At 34.0% G+C, this 17,203-nt stretch carries 17 protein-coding genes; 15 read left to right on the top strand and 2 right to left on the bottom strand.

Annotated elements, in window-relative coordinates; translation table 11 throughout:
- Nucleotides 1-13 precede the first annotated feature (13 nt).
- From DL92_RS0102555 to DL92_RS0102545, 3 genes are read left to right on the top strand one after another with little or no spacing between them, the layout of a single operon-like run.
- Nucleotides 14-1,006 (top strand): glycosyltransferase family 2 protein, encoded by a 993-nt coding sequence (locus DL92_RS0102555; RefSeq protein ID WP_026666814.1) that lies wholly within the window; start codon nucleotides 14-16, stop codon nucleotides 1,004-1,006.
- Nucleotides 945-1,988 carry a glycosyltransferase family protein gene (locus DL92_RS0102550; RefSeq protein WP_026666813.1) on the top strand — a complete coding sequence of 348 codons (1,044 nt, stop codon included), beginning with the start codon at nucleotides 945-947 and terminating at the stop codon, nucleotides 1,986-1,988. The genes DL92_RS0102555 and DL92_RS0102550 overlap by 62 nt, the downstream gene beginning before the upstream one ends.
- Nucleotides 1,985-3,070: a glycosyltransferase gene (locus DL92_RS0102545; RefSeq protein WP_026666812.1), complete on the top strand. Its 1,086-nt coding sequence runs from the start codon at nucleotides 1,985-1,987 to the stop codon at nucleotides 3,068-3,070. Before DL92_RS0102550 ends, DL92_RS0102545 begins: the two co-directional genes overlap by 4 nt.
- Nucleotides 3,071-3,158: 88 nt before the next feature.
- Here the strand turns inward: DL92_RS0102545 and DL92_RS0102540 are convergent, their stop codons facing one another.
- Complete coding sequence (locus DL92_RS0102540) at nucleotides 3,159-3,383, bottom strand: DUF6718 family protein (RefSeq protein ID WP_026666811.1); 225 nt, start codon at nucleotides 3,381-3,383, stop codon at nucleotides 3,159-3,161.
- A complete protein-coding gene (locus tag DL92_RS0102535) occupies nucleotides 3,364-3,987 on the bottom strand; it encodes a nucleotidyltransferase family protein (RefSeq protein ID WP_034468345.1) in 624 nt (207 codons plus the stop codon). Before DL92_RS0102535 ends, DL92_RS0102540 begins: the two co-directional genes overlap by 20 nt.
- A 204-nt stretch (nucleotides 3,988-4,191) precedes the next feature.
- Between DL92_RS0102535 and DL92_RS0102530 the strand changes: the two genes are divergently transcribed.
- The 12 genes from DL92_RS0102530 (at nucleotide 4,192) to DL92_RS0102475 (ending at nucleotide 17,178) form a co-directional block, all read left to right on the top strand.
- Nucleotides 4,192-4,668, top strand: a complete 477-nt coding sequence (locus DL92_RS0102530; RefSeq protein WP_026666809.1) for a hypothetical protein — start codon at nucleotides 4,192-4,194, stop codon at nucleotides 4,666-4,668.
- 93 nt (nucleotides 4,669-4,761) lie between these two features.
- A complete protein-coding gene (locus tag DL92_RS0102525) occupies nucleotides 4,762-4,986 on the top strand; it encodes a DUF3791 domain-containing protein (RefSeq protein WP_026666808.1) in 225 nt (74 codons plus the stop codon).
- Nucleotides 4,983-5,135, top strand: a complete 153-nt coding sequence (locus DL92_RS21780; protein WP_081816812.1) for a DUF3990 domain-containing protein — start codon at nucleotides 4,983-4,985, stop codon at nucleotides 5,133-5,135. The genes DL92_RS0102525 and DL92_RS21780 overlap by 4 nt, the downstream gene beginning before the upstream one ends.
- 32 nt (nucleotides 5,136-5,167) lie before the next feature.
- Nucleotides 5,168-5,428: a type II toxin-antitoxin system Phd/YefM family antitoxin gene (locus DL92_RS0102515; protein ID WP_026666807.1), complete on the top strand. Its 261-nt coding sequence runs from the start codon at nucleotides 5,168-5,170 to the stop codon at nucleotides 5,426-5,428.
- Nucleotides 5,418-5,735: a type II toxin-antitoxin system RelE/ParE family toxin gene (locus tag DL92_RS0102510; protein WP_026666806.1), complete on the top strand. Its 318-nt coding sequence runs from the start codon at nucleotides 5,418-5,420 to the stop codon at nucleotides 5,733-5,735. The genes DL92_RS0102515 and DL92_RS0102510 overlap by 11 nt, the downstream gene beginning before the upstream one ends.
- Before the next feature lie 329 nt (nucleotides 5,736-6,064).
- The gene (locus tag DL92_RS18025) at nucleotides 6,065-7,087 is read left to right on the top strand and encodes a glycosyltransferase family 2 protein (protein WP_081816811.1); all 1,023 of its coding nucleotides are present in this window, start codon (nucleotides 6,065-6,067) and stop codon (nucleotides 7,085-7,087) included.
- 37 nt (nucleotides 7,088-7,124) lie between these two features.
- Complete coding sequence (locus DL92_RS0102500; RefSeq protein ID WP_026666805.1) at nucleotides 7,125-9,344, top strand: sugar-transfer associated ATP-grasp domain-containing protein; 2,220 nt, start codon at nucleotides 7,125-7,127, stop codon at nucleotides 9,342-9,344.
- On the top strand, nucleotides 9,316-10,389 hold the full coding sequence (locus tag DL92_RS0102495; protein WP_026666804.1) for an NAD/NADP-dependent octopine/nopaline dehydrogenase family protein: 1,074 nt from the start codon (nucleotides 9,316-9,318) through the stop codon (nucleotides 10,387-10,389). Before DL92_RS0102500 ends, DL92_RS0102495 begins: the two co-directional genes overlap by 29 nt.
- A 14-nt stretch (nucleotides 10,390-10,403) precedes the next feature.
- The gene (locus DL92_RS0102490) at nucleotides 10,404-11,303 is read left to right on the top strand and encodes an ATP-grasp fold amidoligase family protein (RefSeq protein WP_026666803.1); all 900 of its coding nucleotides are present in this window, start codon (nucleotides 10,404-10,406) and stop codon (nucleotides 11,301-11,303) included.
- Nucleotides 11,300-12,373, top strand: a complete 1,074-nt coding sequence (locus DL92_RS0102485) for a D-alanine--D-alanine ligase family protein (RefSeq protein WP_026666802.1) — start codon at nucleotides 11,300-11,302, stop codon at nucleotides 12,371-12,373. Before DL92_RS0102490 ends, DL92_RS0102485 begins: the two co-directional genes overlap by 4 nt.
- Before the next feature lie 17 nt (nucleotides 12,374-12,390).
- A complete protein-coding gene (locus tag DL92_RS0102480) occupies nucleotides 12,391-15,507 on the top strand; it encodes a CapA family protein (RefSeq protein ID WP_026666801.1) in 3,117 nt (1,038 codons plus the stop codon).
- 48 nt (nucleotides 15,508-15,555) lie between these two features.
- Nucleotides 15,556-17,178: an SH3 domain-containing protein gene (locus tag DL92_RS0102475; RefSeq protein WP_026666800.1), complete on the top strand. Its 1,623-nt coding sequence runs from the start codon at nucleotides 15,556-15,558 to the stop codon at nucleotides 17,176-17,178.
- Nucleotides 17,179-17,203 lie beyond the last annotated feature (25 nt).

Here is a 17,203-nt window from a genome sequence, read left to right as displayed (position 1 = left end):
AAGGACTGTGCATATGAAGCTGATAATTCAGATTCCATGCTTTAATGAAGAGAAAACCCTTAAGAATACACTTGATGATCTCCCAAAAAGTATTGAGGGGATTGATGAAATCGAATATCTGATAATCAATGACGGAAGTAGCGATGAAACCACAAGAGTTGCCAAAGAGTGGGGAGTTGACTATATTGTTAACTTTACTCAAAATAAGGGACTTGCTAAAGGTTTTATGTCCGGCATCGATGTCGCGCTTGAAAACGGTGCGGATATCATCGTTAACACCGATGCAGATAATCAGTACTGTGGGAAAGATATCGCTAAACTCATCAAACCGATCATGGAACAGGAGTCAGATATTGTAATCGGTGAAAGACCGATCTCTAATATTTCAGATTTTTCGCCTTTAAAAAAGAAATTACAAAGGATTGGAAGCTGGGCGGTTAGACAGGCATCCAAGACAGATATCCCCGATGCACCAAGCGGATTCAGGGCGTTTTCAAGGGAAGCTGCGCTGCGTCTTAATGTAGTTAACGATTATACTTATACACTTGAAACCATTGTACAGGCAGGAAGAGAGAAGATACCGATTGTCTCTGTTCCTATCAGCACAAATCCGGCAGTTAGACCTTCTAGACTTGCCAAGACAATGATTGGTTATGTCAGAACCTCTATGCTTACGATTCTTAGAGCATATCTTGTTTATAAGCCGCTTAAAGCATTTTTGTTTCTGTCTCTGTTTCCGGCAATTCCCGGAATTATTATATGGATAAGGTTTCTATATTTCTTTTTTACATTGGGCGGAGCAGGACACATACAGTCTCTGATTCTTGCATGTACGCTTATTATTATAGGCTTTGTATGTATTATGATAGGAATTCTCGGAGATACGATTGGGGCAAACCGCAAGATACTACAGGATATTCAATACCACTCGAGGAAACAGTACTATGACGGAGTCAAGATTGCTGAACCTGTTAAAAGGGAAAAATGTCGTATATATTACCGTTAAAAATGAAGACTACATAAGAACTTCGCAGATCAAATGGATACTTGCTGAAAACGCAAAGAAATTCAGAATCTATTCGTCAGAAAAAGGGAATCCTGTAACGAGAGCGATTGATATAAGAAAGAAATTACGGAGTATTTCTTTTGAAGGAGTAGATGTCGTTATAGCCGGATTTCTGCCGCAGCTTATATGGAAAGATTTAATTAAGTACACTTTAGGGACAGGAATTATTGTTATTGCAGAGATGTTCATTTCTCTCTACGACACGGTTGTTCTTGACAGGAGACTTGTTTGGAAAAGGGGAATAATTGCTCATATCTGTAAACTTTTTGACCGAACAGTTGTTAAAAAGTCGGATTACATTATTACCGATACCAAGGCAGATGCTGATTTTTTTGTAAAAGAATTTGGAACAGAAAAAGATAGAGAGAAATTTGAAACGCTGTATCTGGAAGCGGATTTAGGTGATTATATTTCTGCTAACGTTGTTTTGGATAAAAATGATGATGCAGAGCCTAAAACTGTTCTATATTTTGGGACCGGACTTCCTCTGCAGGGGACGGATTATGTTGCGAAAGCATTTAATGTGCTGGCAGAAGAATATGGCTATAACTGCATCTATATCGGCGGGCTAAGTAATATGAACAGAAAGCATAAGAATAGACTGCTATCTTGTAAAGACAGAGCCATTAGATGTGGAAAAGGAAGCATAACATATTACAAATGGCTTGGACAGAAGGAATTATACGAAAATATTGCAAATGCATCAGTGTGTCTTGCAGGACACTTTGATCCCGATATAGATAAGGCGGATAGAACCATTCCGGGAAAAGCGATGATCTATGAAGCTCTGGGTAAGACTATGATCTTGGGTGATACCAAAGCAAACAGAGAAATCTTTGAGCCCGATGATAAACACATATTTGTTCCGAGAGGCGATTCGAAGAGAATCGTTAAGGCTGTTACGAATGAGGTTGATCGATGAGTGAAATTAAGGTTTCAATAATTGTTCCTGTATATAATTCTGCAAAATTCCTTAACAGATGCATGAACAGCCTGTGGAATCAGACAATGCCCCATGATGAATATGAGATCATATATGTTGATGACGGCTCAACGGACGATTCCGGAATGATGTGCGACTCGTATGAAAAGGAATATTGTTCTGTGTCTGTGATTCACCAGAAAAATGCAGGGCCTGCAGCAGCGAGAAATGCAGGGCTTAAAAAAGCAAAGGGAACGTTCATTGCCTTTGTTGATCCTGATGATATGGTTGACGGGAAATATCTCGAAGTACCATATGTAAATGCAATTCATAATAATGCTGACATTGTTATCTTTGATGCTGTACGAGAAACAGGCGAGGGTGAAAATGCCAAAAAAGAGCTTTGGAATCACGCAAAGTATAGCTTTAATTCTAAAGACATTCGAGAAATAAGATCCATGCAAAGACAGATTCTATATCCATACATGTCTGCAAAAGCAAGTGGTATGAGATTTAACAGAGATATCCCTTTGGCTGCGCCATGGGATAAAATGTATCGCAGAAAGTTTCTGATAGACAATAACCTCGATTTCCCTGAACAACTCAGAGTTCTTGACGATATGTGCTTTAATTTCAATGCTTTTGGTGCAGCAAAGAACATATCATATATTCCGGTCACGTTGTACCACTACATGGTTGATGAGTCTTCAATTACAAACAGCTATAGAGAAGACCGCGTACAACAGGATATTAAAGTCTTTAAGTATCTCAAGAATTCTATCGATGAAATGAAGCTCAATAAATCCGAGGCTTCAAGATTTTATCATGCCCTTTATGCACGCATAATAAAAAGCTTTGCCATCAGCTTGCGGCTGTACTACTTCAATCCATCTAATCCCAAAAACAATAAAGAAATCAACAAAGAGCTTAAAAACTATATTTCATCATCGCCTTATAAGTTCGCATTCAAAGGCATTCGATTCAAAAGCCTTGAGCCGAAGCTCGTTGCGGTTACAATGGCTTGTAGAGTACGGTTTTTATGGGCATTACGTATGATGTATAGGTTAGAGTATAGAAAATAGAATTGATAATGCTAAAGTGCCACATAACTAAAATGATATTGTTGTAATCAGATTAGTTCTGTGGCACTTTATAGTTCATTGGCAAATATTACATATGAAGAACAGCTTCTCTCATTTCGTCTTCAGTTTTTACAAAGCTGTATGGTGCATATTCGCCATATGCAGTAGGTCTACTGATGGTAACAAGCTGAATTCTATCAAGACCTATTTGAGCAATCAATTCTTCTTTTAATGATACAAGTGCGGGGCCATGCTTTGTCTTAAGAGCTATACATCCTCGCTTGTTAATATCTTTAGCAACCAGATAGCACATCTTTAAGTACCTCCTCAAAATCTATATCGGATTTTATATTTCCTAATTCATATTCCTGACGCATTTTTGTTCCGATGCTGTTATCATATCCTTTTTTATACAGGAAGGAATGGAGCCAATTGTTTAATTGCCTATCATAATACGTATTATATTGTATTTCAATAGGATAGTGATAGTGGTCAACTTGAAAATAAACATGAACTCCTCTGTATCCATCGTCATTAGCTTTGCCTTTTGTCATGTCAGCAACTCTAAAGTTTGCTTCATCTGATAAAGCTAATATATCAGAATAAGAATCACATAGAGATCTGAATCCAAGCAAATCATTGAAGACCTTTTCTGTTAATGCGTCAGGATAATAGCGTTCGTATTTGTGGTTAGCTGATTGTGTTGACTTTATTCTATAATCAATGGCAATATCTTCGAGCAACTCACCTTGATAATCTAAAAATCTTATTGCGTTTTTTACATCTTCTAAAAGAGCAACTTTATCGAAATGATGAAGATTTCGTTTTAGATTTTTAGGAAGATTTGTTCTATATGACAGCATTGTTAAAGCCTCAATTGACAAACCGCTGTTTTCAAGTAGTTTTATGGTATCCATTGAATGCATCCTTATCTTTTATTAGCTTCAATATACCATAAAGGATGTACTACTTCAATTAAACCAAAAGTTTTTCTATAATCAGCAGTGAAGTGTTGTCTTGAAATGTACTATTTTAGAATTCTTGATTCTTGACAATTGCAGTTTGCATTGTTATATTATTGGTGCAAATAATAATATTATTAGATATGAAGGAGGGAGAGAATGGTTACAAAAAAGATTCAACTAGAGTTTGCAAATAATTCTGTAAAAGCTATTGACCATATCCAAGATATTCGAAAGGCTGCAGAATATGCAGGACTTAATTTGTTTTCCAGATATGATGTACAGTTACAGTATCCTATGCCTACATCAGATGATAAAGTATTTGTCGAAATATATATTCCTGAGAAGATAGTTGATACATTTGCTGTCGGAAATCATCTTAGGGGGATAAGTAGTTACTTATTGGATGAAAAAAGGTATGGCGATCGTTATAAAAAAGTTTGTGTTGGAAAAAGGCTTTTAAATTATATTGAATTTGATTCTGAGGAAACAAGCACAGATAAATCTATGATTCATAGAATGGATATAATAATTGATTTTGTCAAACTTATGCAAAGGTCTGATAAAGAATCTATGGATAAGGTAAATCGTATTGTTTCAATATTAGAAGAAACTAATTATACAGTACTATATTAAAATCGTGGTGTTTTATATAAGGGAGTAGATATGGCATAATATATTATCATTGTCAACTTTATTTTTGATATGATTAAGGAGGTCTTCTGCTATATGCGTATAAGAGATAAGGAAGTTCTTAATATGCAACTGACTTTGATACCGGCCTTAGCAGAGGCTTGGAACAAAACGTATTCCGAGCTATCAGATATATTAAAAGAATATGACGTGCTAAGCTACATTGATGTTTGCTATGAAAATTATAATTCTACCGGAAATCAAGGTATTATTGATGATTTACAGGATTATATTCAGATGCAAGGGGGCAGAATTAATTGAAACCTTTATTTCATGGGACAATATATGTTTTTGATAATATAGATGTTTCAGCAGGGAAAGAATACAAGGATTTTTGTAAAGGTTTTTATGCTACGGCAGTGTCTTTTCATGCAGAGAAATTTATACATAAAGACATAAATATGGTATAATTATCCCATAATCATCAAAAAGGAGAGATTATATGCCACAGATTATTCCAATTAAAGATTTAAAAGATACATCCACGATTTCTGAAAAATGTCATAAAACAGATGAACCAATTTATATCACTAAAAATGGATATGGTGATATGGTTCTGATGAGTATTGAGTTATACGAATCAACTCAAAAGAAGCTTAAAATGTATAGTGAATTAGAATTATCAGAACAGCAAATAAAGAATGGCAAAGTTAAGGATGCAAGAACAGCACTTTCATCTATAAGGGAGAAGTATGACTTATAGAATTATTGTTACAGAACGTGCTAATGAATTGATTGATTCTCATATATACTATATCTATAATATATTGAAGAATCCTAATGCTACAGGACATTTGCTTGACATGATTGAAGATATCTATAATCGTTTAGAAGAAACCCCATTTCAATTTGCTGATAGCAAAGATGGTTTTCTTAAAAGCTGCGGCTATAAAGAAGCTTTTGTTTCAGAAATGGATTACAAACTTATTTTTCGGGTAGATGATAAGATAATTTATGTGGTTGGTTTCTTTCATAATCTTGAAGATTATACCACAAAGGTATTTGAATAGTTTAAGAAGTGACAGCTCAGATCCGCATGCTCTGGGCTGTTCTTTGTTATATCGATAAAAAACATTGATATTATCGTTGCGCTGCTAACTTATAAGCGGTACAATGGTAATAGTTCGATAGATAAAAGTTCTAAAATAATTTCCAAGTTTCAAATTTATTATATTTTTTAGTTCACAAATAGCTTTATTGTATTGCGTTAGTAGAAGAGTACTTGTTGAGGGGAACACTTTTATGATGGGCATTTATAGAAAAGCAATCTGTGTATCAAATAATTTCTTTACGTCTGTTCAGACGGCGGTTTCCCTATATTTTGGGGACAAAACTAAATATGAGCGAGAATAAAATAAAACATATAGAAACACCAGAGGTGTCGGTTATTGTCCCCGTTTATAATGCAGCGCAATACTTAAGAGAGTGTATTGAAAGTATCATTAATCAAACACTTAAAGATATCGAGATTATTTTTGTAGATGATGGATCAACAGATGAATCTGTATCTATTTTAAAAGAGTATGAGAATAAGGATTCTCGAATAAGTGTCGTTTACCAGAAGCACGCTAACGCGGGGGCAGCAAGAAACAAAGGACTGTCTATTGCCAGCGGAGAATACCTTTCTTTTTTAGACGCTGACGACTTTTTTGATTCTTCTATGTTGGAGAAAGCTTATTTAAAAGCTCGAAAAGAAAATGCAGAAATTGTTGTATATAGATCTGACGCTTTTAATACAGAAAGTAATTCATATAGCGAACTAAGTTTTTCTGTTTCAAAGAAATATATGCCTGAATCTACAGCTTTTGCAGGAACTGATATTACACGTGATTTTTTTTCTGCATTTGTTGGATGGACTTGGGATAAGCTCTTTTTACATGAATATGTAAAGGCGAATGGATTACATTTTCAAGAACAACGAACGACAAATGATTTGTTATTTACATATATGGCATTGGCAAGTGCAAAGCGAATAACAATTATGGATGATATTTTTGCTCATCATCGAATACGTATTCCAACTTCTTTGGAAGCAACAAGAGAAAAGTCATATATATGCTTTTATCAAGCTTTACTTGCTTTACGAGATTGTCTAAAAGATAGGAATCTTTATGAGCGCTTTGAACAGGATTATATAAATTATAGTTTACGTTTTTCTCTCGAAAATCTAAATGCAATGCACGGACAGACAAGACCATTGCTATATAAAAAGCTTAAGACTGAGTGGTTTAAAGAACTTGGAATAACAGGACAGTCGAGTAATAAGTTCTATCGTCGAAAAGAACTTTTGCAATATATATTAATTATGCTTATTCCGAATAGTAGTTTTGAAGGCTTTCTGATAAAAAAATTGAAAATATGAAATATATGTGTTCACAACATAGAGGTGATGAAAACGTATGAACATGCTTAGGAAAATTGAACTTGAATGCGTTGCTGTTCCACTTGTATTTAAAGGTATTCCGCATCAGATTGGCAGAAAATGGTATTGGCAAGTACGCGGAGATAAAAAGAAACATTACGAAGAATATAATCTTAATACAATAAGATATTGGCGTAAGCGCGGATATTTAAGTACAAGTGTTGCCAGATGGGGGCTATCAGATAAGCATGAAGTTGATTATATAAGCGATTTTGAATACTGTTGCCTTACACCAATCAATTCAGATTTCAGCAAATGGTTAACAGATATGTTGACTACACAGCGAGTTATGCTACCGGCAGGTAAGCATTTTAGAAATATCTATTTTAGTATTATACAACGTGAAGGGCGACAGCTTATTTTAAAAAAAGGCCAGGAAGACCGAGAATACACCATAAGTGATTTACTGGATTTTATACGCCAAAAAGGAGATTTAGAACTTAGACCATCATGGTGGAATAGTAATGCAAAAAGATATGCACTTTCTTATAAAAATGATGAAACAGAAAAATATTTCTGCAATGAGGAAGAAATTGATGCAGAAACAATTGAAAAAATAATTAATGATCTAAGAAGTAATTATATTTTGGCAGATGTTGTACCGGTTTGTTTTGATTTTGGTGGAACTACTTTTAATCATGCGCTTAAGTTTTGGGTTGCTAATGATTTTTCACCTTTACCCCAAATTATGGCTGCAGAAATTTGGATATATGAAAAAAGTGATGATATAGAGAATATAAAGCCTTTTGCTATAGCAATCAATCTGGATAAAGGAACATTTGTATATCAGAATAAAACGCTTTTTGTTCCAAATTGGAATCAACTTAAGAAAGATATTTGTTGTGATGCCCAATCAATTCCACAATTGGCATTTTATTCAACATCGATAGCAATAAATAACTCTCGTGAATATACATATCTGCGCTTTTCGGGGAATCCCACACTTCCGAAAACGTGCTTTGGAGATGAACTTAATAAGTATTTAAAAAACAAATATGATACTCAATTCAAAAAAAACACCGCAAAAGAACAGTTGGCTGCGCTTGGAAGGAAAATACGTTCAATTGAGCAAAGAACTTTCTGCCGTAAAGGGATGAGACCGTTTATGTATGGTCTTTGGCGTACAGCAGCAAGGGATGATATGTTTCATACCAAAGGTGTTTCTTTGCCAAAGAAGTTTTGGGCACATAGACACGGTTTTTTTTCATGGCGCTTATATCAATATGGCTTAACAAAAGATAACTATTCTAACTTCTTATCAGATTATGATTATTATTGGCTAAATCGAATAAATAATCACTATCAGATATGGGTCAATGACAAAACGACGTTTAGATATGTTATGGAGCCATTTAAAGAATTCATTCCACAATACTTTTTTTCTGTTTATAAAAGGAGTGGAAAAACAGTAATAAGTAAAATGTGGGATTGTCCGAATGATGTACCACATGGATTTGATGGCGTACTTGAAATGTTAAAAAAGAAAGGAAAATTGGCGTTCAAAGCATCAGCAGGGGCTCACGGAGACGGGTTTTATTGCCTTGAATATGAAAATGAGATTTTATATGCCAACGGAGAACAAATTAGTAAAAGTAGTTTAGAATCCCTGATTATGGAAACAAAATCTTTTTATGTCATCACTGAGTATTTGGAAATGCATAGCGCGATTAAAAAAATATATCCTAAATCAGTTAATACTGTGCGGATGATGGTGATAAATGATCATGGTTATGATCCACGTATTCTTCAAACTTATATGCGTATTGGGGCCGGTGATTCTGGATATACAGATAATGTTGGATATGGTGGAATATGTGCTTTTGTAGATATTGAAACAGGTAAAATATTTCAACCTGAACAGCTAAAAGATCATAGATATATTCCATGCGACAATCATCCGGACACAGGATGTCCGATAAGCGGTTATATTCCTGATTGGAAAAACTTAAAGAAAAGCATTAAAGAAATATGTAAATATCTATGTGAGTTAGAATATCTTGGCTTTGACATTGCTGTTACTGAAGACGGATTTAAAATATTGGAAATCAATATCCATCAAGATCTTCATAAAGTTGCAACATTTAACAATGAAATCAATGATTTTTTCCGTCGCAAAATTATTGATAAAAAAATGCGTTACAGTATCAAACCATTAAAAGGGGAAAAATATGAATATATCAATCTTAGGAGCGGGTAACGCAGGGTGTGCAGTTGCTGCAGACCTTACAGTAAAAGGACATGAGGTTACACTGATAAAAACATCCCATTCAATGCATGAGGATAATTTCGAATATCTTGTAGCCAACAATGGGAAAATGACGTTAAACGAATTTGGAAAAATAACGACTGTAAATATTCATAAGGTAACACGTGATATATCTCAAATTATAGGAACGGATATTGTTGTGATCTATATCCAAACAGGATATCACGAGCAACTAATCGAACGGTTGGCGCCATATCTAACAGATAATCAGATTTTACTAATTAATCCCGGGTATCTTTCAACAGCATATGCATTAAAGCATTGTAATAAAAATATTATTATTGCAGAAGCAGAGAGCTCTTTTATTGATGGAAGAATCATTGAACCGGGACTATTTAGAGTAGGATTTCGAAATGTACGTAACCCCATTGGAATATACCCTATTTCGAGGAAAAAAGAAGCTATAGAAAAGCTTGATCAAATGCAAGAATGTTTTACTTATTTAAACTCTATTGTAGAAGCTGCGCTTCATAACCCTAATTTGATTGTACATACAGTTGGTAGTGTTATGAGTATTCCAAGGATAGAAAAATCACATGGAGATTTTTGTATGTATCATGAAGCATATACTCGTGATAATCCTGCAACATGGCGAATTTTGGAAGCACTTGATGAAGAAAAAATGAATGTTTTGGACAAACTTGGCTTTCCTCGAATTAGATATGTAGATGCATGTAAGTTTCGAAATTCCCTTGATGATGAAATTGATGCAAAAGAAGTATTTTTAGATTATGCGGAAATGGATACTCGTGCTAAAGGACCAACGAAAGTTGATTCGCGTTATATTTCTGAAGATGTGCCACAGGGACTTGTAATGTTAGAAGCTCTTGGTGAGGAGTTGGAGATAGATACACCTATTACAAGTTCGCTTATTTCAATTGCTAGCTCTGCACTCGGAAGGGATTTACGTAAAGAGGGAAGAACGCTTAATACACTTGGAAAAGAAAATGTAAGTCGCATTTTAAATGATAAATAGCGAAAGGAAAAAATATGCTTCATGTAAGAAGAGTTTTAATGAAGTATTTATGTGAATTTTTTCCTAGATATTTTTGTAAAAAACAATTTAAAAAAATACTGGGCCAGGATTTAAACTTATCTAATCCGATTGGTTTAAATGAAAAGATTACATGGTTAAAACTAAATACTTATAGGAACAATCTACTTGTATCAAAATGTTCGGACAAATATGCTGTACGAGAATATGTTACGGAGTGTGGTTATCCCGAAATACTAAATGAGCTATATGGTGTATGGAAAAAAGCAAAAGATATAACCTGGGATAAGTTACCATCATCTTTTGTTCTTAAATGCAATCATGGCTGTGGATATAATCTGCTTTACCCTGATAAAAGTGCATTTGATTATGAAGAAGCCCTTACGAAACTGGATAAGTGGATGAATGAAGATTATTGGCTTGTATTCGCAGAATTTCAATATAAGAAAATACCAAAACGAATCATATGTGAAAAATATTTGGGGGATAGTTTAGTAGATTACAAGTTTTATTGTTTTAATGGGAAAGCGTTATATGTTCTTGTTTGTGTTGGAAGAATCGATGGAAAACATAGTCATGAACCCGGATATGAAGATCCCAAATTCTTTTTCTTTGATAAAAAGTGGAAGATGTGCCAACTCACAAGAGATAGTTATAATTGCCCGGAAGATTTTAAGATTCCGCGACCTGACAATTTAGATGAAATGTGGGAAATAGCAGAGGGGCTTTGTAAGCCATTTCCTTTTGTAAGAGTAGATTTATATGATGTAAACGGGAAAGTCATATTTGGGGAGTTGACGTTTACTCCTTCAGCTGGACTTGATACCGGAAGGTTAAAGAAAGCAGATCATCTATTTGGCAATATACTTAATCTAAAAAAAGAGGAGAAGCAATGAAGACGTTACTAATTTTGTTTGGGGGAATGTCGTCGGAGCATGAAGTGTCATGTAAATCAGCTGCTTCGTTGATTCCTTATATAGATAGGACTTTGTTTGATGTTTTAGTGGTAGGAATAACTAAATTTGGAAATTGGTATCTTACTGATGCATCTCCAGATGAAATAGTTAATAAAAACTGGGAAAAGTTATCCACGAATAAAAGTTGCTTTTTGTCCCCAAATAGAGCAATGAATGGACTTCAGGTTATCGATAATAATAAAATTGTTGAAATTCCGATTGATGTTATCTTTCCGGTTATGCATGGTCAACTTTGCGAAGATGGTGCAATACAAGGATTATTTGAATTATGTGGTATTCCTTATGTTGGATCTGATATCTGCGCTTCTGCATGTAGTATGGATAAATCAGTTACAAAGCGGATAGTAGAGAACACTGGTATATTGCAAGCTAAATATATTATTGTTACGAAAGAGGAATTTGATAATGATGCGGAGTCAGTGTTTTTGAATATTGAAGAAAAATTCGGGAGCCAAAATCCTGTTTTTGTAAAGCCAGCATCGGCGGGATCTTCAGTAGGCATTTCAAAAGCACATAATCGTAAGGAGTTGTGTGAAGCTTTTGAAAAGGCGTTGAAAGTTTGCAAAAAGATATTGGTAGAGGAAACTGTTATAGGTCGTGAAGTTGAAATTGCTGTTATTGGCAATAAAGAACCTATTGCATCATGCGTTGGAGAAGTTTTTGCTGCAAATGAGTTCTATGATTTTGATGCTAAATACGAGAATGATCAATCACGAACAGAAATACCGGCTAATATTCCTACGGGAATTTCAAACAAGCTACGTAATGCGGCAATTAGTGTTTATCAATCTCTGGGGTGTGAAGGCGGGGCTCGTGTAGATTTCTTTTTGAGCCCTGATAAAGAAGTTGTTTTTAATGAAATAAATACACTTCCTGGATTTACGCAAATAAGCATGTATCCAAAACTCTTTGAAGCCAGCGGTATTGATTATTCGAATCTTATTACTATGCTTTGTGATTATGCTGTTGAACGTGGGGTAAAGATGTAATTATGGGAGACGGATTGATGGATAAGTATTTATCAGATAAAAATGAATCTAATATATATGAAGCTGAAACTCCACATTTTGATCCAATAGATAGATGTTTCCATAATGCTAGATATAAGAAAATAAGTGGTGAATATTTAAGAATTAATTCTCAAAAAAGTAACGAAGCCACATTGATTTGTGTTGGTGATATGTTATGTGAAGATAAGCTTTTTAAGTCACATAAGAACGGAGAAGGATTCTTTTTTTATGATGTTTTTTCGTTTGTACAATCCATTATTAAGAATTCGGATCTTGCAATGGGTAATTTAGAGACAACGATATGTAGTAGTGCTCCTTATACAGGTGAGCAATATAAAATTGATGGCAAGTATCATTGTAATTCTCCTATTGAGTTTTTGGATGCTATTAAGGCTGCAGGCTTTGATCTGCTAGTGATGTCAAATAATCACAACTTAGATTCTGGATTTAGCGGTGTTATGGAAACAATTCATCACGTTGAACAGTGTAATATTATGAGAACAGGACTTTTTAAGCCTGATGATGATAAGCGTTATATTATTGCAAATGTAAATGGCATTAAAGTTGGCGTGATGGCATATTCGACATGGTTTAATCGGAATCAAAGCCGATTTACTGAGCTTGGAAGAAATAAGATATTAAATGAATATTCACCCGAAAAAGTTTTACATGATGTTAAATTGGTCAAAAGTGAAGGGGCAGAATTTGTTTTGGTTTATATTCATTGGGGAACCGATGCTGAATATAAATTTCAACCTAGTGATTCAATGAGGAGAATTGCACGTGAAATAGCAGATTGCGGAGCTGATTATATTGTTGGTTCGCATACACATTCTCTTCAACCGCATGAGCTGATTACAGCTTCCGATGGACGATTTGTTCCGTGTTGCTTTTCTTTAGGGAATTTTGTTACTAGCGATATTAATCGTAATAGTAGAGAAACAGGTTTATTAAAAATTGAATTAAAAAGGAAAAATGGTCGCGTTCATATTGCAGATGAACAATTTGTGCCTTGTTTTGTTCCTGATAAAAAATATTATATCAATTATCCGATTATTCCTTTTTTAGGTGGAGAAGATTTTGGGGATTTAAAAAGAGAATATAGCTTTGCACTATCTCATATAAAAAATGTTATCGGAGTTATAAGCCGAACTAGAAATGAGCATCATGAAAAGTGTTCGGATTACTTAGATACTAATTATATATGTGATGTTTTAGGTGTACGCAATTCTATAGATCATTTTGAAAACTATACTATGATTAATTTTGCAATGGATGCTAAAAATAATGGAGTAGCTGTTATTACAGAAATCAGTTCTGATCCTAATTATATTACTCCGGATAAAAGATGCGCTGAATTGGCGGATATTGCAATAAGCAATGGGGCAAGACTTCTAATTGCCAATAGACAATATAAGGATTACCCAACATTGATTTATAAAAATCCATTCGAAGCATATTGTAAAATCATTTCATCACTTAGGAGTAATTTTAAACCATGTACTGTGAGTATTACTGGAAGTATAGGAAAAACGACTGAAACAGAAATGGTCTATTCGGTATTAAGTAATAAGTTTTCTACACATAGAAATACAGGAAGCGCAAACAATGTGAGATATTCTGGAACTGTTATCCAAGGATTATTGCAGTCGCATCAATTTTATGTACAAGAATTAATGGAGGGGCCGCCTTTTGGAGCTGCGTCAACTATTTCTAAGTTAGTTCGTCCTGATATGGTTATTGTAACTAAAATTGGTAGTTCGCATATTGAAGCGTTTGGTTCACAAGAGCGTATATTAAAAAGTTGTCTGGGCGTTCAAGATGGAATGTCTAAAGATGGTACTTTGATTTTAAATGCAGATGATTATTTTCAATGGAATGCACGAGAACTCTGTTCTAGAAAAATTATTTATTATGGCATAGATAACAAAGAAGCAGATTATTGTGCTATTAATATTCACCATGAAAATGAATTTCTGGAATTTGACATTAAAAATAGAGATATGATTACACATGTTAAACTTCATTGCTTTGGGCGTCATAATATCCTTAATTCAGTAGCTGCTTTTGTGGTTGGAAAAATGGCAGGGATGACAGATGATGAGGTAGTATCTGGACTACAAAAATATCGTACTAGTGGAATAAGACAAAACTATGTGCGATTTGGTGGATATGGTTTGTATTTAGATTGTTATAATGCTTCGCCAGAGTCTATAGCAGTTGCACTAAATGCATTTAAGGATATTCCGGTTGTTTCTAAAGGAAGACGAATTGGTGTGTTGGCAGATGTTGTGGAGGTGGGGGATAAAGCTGAGGAGTATCATAGAACAATTGGTAGAAATGTTGCTGAATCATGCATTGAATTATTGATATGTTATGGAAGTAATGCTGCATATATTGCAGAAGAAGTAAAACAATGCAAAAACATTCCTGTTTATTATGCAAACAGTATTGAAGAATTAGTCTTGTTAATTAAAAAGAATATTAAAATTAATGATATTACATTATTTAAAGGAAGCCATTCAATGGAATTAGAACATGTAGTTGATATGATTTGGGGAACATGGTATCACGAAGAATTTGAACGTTACGATTTCAAAACACATGTTGCAGAAGATGATAATTTTAAATATCGTGTCTACACTGATCATGTGACAATATTTAATAAAAAATCAAATATAGCTGACCTTGTATTTCCAGATTATATAGAAGGGCTTCCAATTACTGGTATAGAAAGTAATACTTTTTGTAAAAGTAAATATACTCAATCAATTAAGTTTCCCTCGAAACTATCTAGTATTAGGTATTGTGCATTTTACAAAGCGAATTGTATTACGAAAATTGATGTTCCGCAAAGTGTCAGGATTATTGATGCAAGTGCCTTTAGTACGTGTGATAATTTAGAAAGTGTTAGAATTGCTGATGGATGTACACATATTGGATATCGAGCATTTGGAAATTGCAAAAAACTTAAGGATATTTTTATACCTGCTTCAGTAAAACAGATTGGGGATGAGGCGTTTGTTAACTGCGAAACATTAACAATTCATGCGCCGAGAGGATCTTATGCTGATAAATATGCAAAGAATAATGGAATAAAAATAGCTAGATAGAATAACAATGTAGATTATGATTTTTGTATTAAGAGTAGGAGGGGCGTGATGTCTGAGGTAATTCTTAATATTGCAAAAATAAGATGGTTTGATTTTGATAAAAAGCATATGCGTATGGAATTCCATTTAGAAAAAGTATGTGCCAAGGAAAAGAAAAGAATAGTTCTATGGTATTTGTTTGAAAAAGAATTTGAGTCTTATTTATGCATTGATAGATGTGATGCTGTTATTATAACTTTGTTTTTTGCTGCAATGAAATATGGTTATACTAAAATATGCTCAAAATATCCAATTTCAAAAAAACTTTACTATAATTTGAGCTATCATATTATTCCTCAGTTATACGCTATTGATAAACGCTCACTTTCTAGATTAAAGCTTGAAATTCCACTTATTGACTCATGTTTTTGTGGGGATAGGGTAGCAACAGGAATGTCGCGTGGTGTAGACTCATTTGCCACTTTATATGAATACGGAAAGCGATGCAATCTTGATGGATATCGCTTAAATCTTCTTACATATTTTCAAGTAGGAGCTCATCATGGCTATGATGAAACTATGGGCCATTCTAAAGAAAGTAGACAAGAACTATTTGAGCATCAAATGGAAAAAACACGCGAATTTTGCAAACAAGAAGGCTATCCTCTTCTTGTCGTGGAGACAAATGTTGATGATGTTTTGGAACACAGTGATCTTTTTAGAGAGCATTCTTTTGATAGGACTCATACATTTAGAAATTTAGGGATTGCAACACTTTTTCAAAGGGGAATTCATAGATATTATTATTCTTCAACGTATAATTTAACTGATTTTAAATTCAAAATTGAAGGAGATATTGCTTATTCTGAAAAATGGTTTATACCTTTGTTAAGTACTGGAAGTATTGAGTTTTACAGTGCAAATCAGGAATGGACCAGAATGGAAAAAGTTGAAAAGATAAGTCAAATGAAAGAATGTTATAATTACTTACAAGTATGTTTGGTTAAATCAGGAAATTGCGGGGGATGCATGAAATGTAAAAGAACACTATTAGAACTGGATGCACTTGGTGATGATGTGCTGGAAAAGTGGGGGGGTAGCTTTAATCTGGCTACATATAAAGAGGAGAAGCGGAATAAATGGTTTTCTTCCTTGGCTGATGATAAAGATAAAAATATGAATGAAGCACATTATTATGATGAAGTGCTTCTTTGTGCATCAAAATATCATCCGGAATTATTGGGAAATATGATTCAAAGCGTTGAAACAGATATTAAAAATGTTGTTGTTCAATATGATCTCATAAATATACGAGAATTACCGAGTTTTAAAGCGCCAATTCTTGATGTAGCAAAAAAAGAGGATGTATTTCCATATATTGGAAACTATGGTTCTTGGGTAGCTATTGATTTAAAAAACGGAAGAAGGGCTTATCTCATTAGAAAAGGGGTTACATTAACAAAAGATACAGTAAAAGCACTTAATATTGAGAGTGGAGGCAAATGTAAAATATGTTGGGAACGTGTAAATCTTAGAGATTTACCTAATAGAAATAGTAAGATTGTTGGATTTGGCGAAGCGGGAAATGTTTTTGTTTTACATAGAGATTTAGGTTCATGGGTTTCCGTTGATTTAAATGATGGAACAATAGCTTATGTGGTAAAAGATGCAGTTGAATTAGACAGGTATTAGATTGATTTTATTTGGCAGGTATATA

The sequence above is a fragment of the Butyrivibrio sp. AE2005 genome (genome assembly GCF_000686965.1).
Classification (GTDB): domain Bacteria; phylum Bacillota; class Clostridia; order Lachnospirales; family Lachnospiraceae; genus Butyrivibrio; species Butyrivibrio hungatei_A.
This window is presented reverse-complemented; position numbering and strand designations above follow the sequence as displayed.